This window comes from Arthrobacter sp. FW306-1B-F12A, assembly GCF_058781865.1.
This window is the reverse complement of sequence record NZ_JBYSXD010000114.1, coordinates 1-873: the sequence shown is the minus strand read 5'-3', so window position 1 is coordinate 873 and position 873 is coordinate 1. Positions and strand designations below refer to the sequence as shown.

Below are 873 nucleotides of genomic sequence, written 5' to 3'. Positions count from 1 at the left end.
GGGACTGCCCCCGGTTTTGTTGACTCCTTGACCTAGCGAGCTGGTGCTCGTGGAAGGATGTTGACCATGCCGACGGCTTATGGGGCGGAGTTCCGCCAGGATGTTATTGATGTGGCCCGCAAGGGCGAGGCGCCGCTGGCGCAGATTGCGAAGGATTTTGGGCTGTCGGTCACGACGCTCAAGCGCTGGATTGCCATCGCGGAACGTAAGGAGTCCGGGGCCGGCCCAGTGGCGGCGGAGTCGGCCGAGGTGCGGGAGTTGAAGAAGCGCAACCGCTTGTTGGAGCAGGAGAATGAGATTCTGCGCCGGGCTGCCGCCTATTTGGCCAGGGACATCAACCCAAAATGATCTACCCGCTGGTCACGGATCTTGCCGCCGAGGGTGTTCCCGTGGCGGTGACCTGCAGGGTGTTGGGATTCAGCAAGCAAGGCTATTACCGGTGGAAGGCCAGCCCGGTGACGGAACGGGATTGGATCGATGCGCATTTGGTCAACGCTGCCGTGGACATCCATGCCGAGGACCCGGCGTTCGGGTACCGGTTCATCGCTGACGAGCTCCCGGAGAAAGGCATCACAGCGGGTGAGAACAAGGTCCAGCGCTTGTGCAGGGACCACGGCATCTGGTCGGTGTTTTCGAAGAAGCGGGGCCTGAACCGGAAGCCCGGGCCGCCTGTTCACGACGACCTGGTGGAACGCGACTTCACCGCCGCGGCACCGAACGAGCTGTGGCTGACCGACATCACCGAGCACCCTACCGCTGAGGGAAAGCTGTACCTCTGCGCGGTGAAGGACGTCTACTCCGGCAGGATCGTCGGGTACTCGATGGATGCACGGATGAAGTCCTTGTTGGCCGTGGCGGCGCTGGAGAACGCGG

1 pseudogene is annotated in these 873 nt (G+C 62.9%); it reads left to right on the top strand.

Annotated features, from left to right (window positions below):
• Positions 1-66 precede the first annotated feature (66 nt).
• Positions 67-873 (top strand): annotated as a pseudogene (locus tag AC3WJU_RS22455) (IS3 family transposase); the annotation flags it as partial.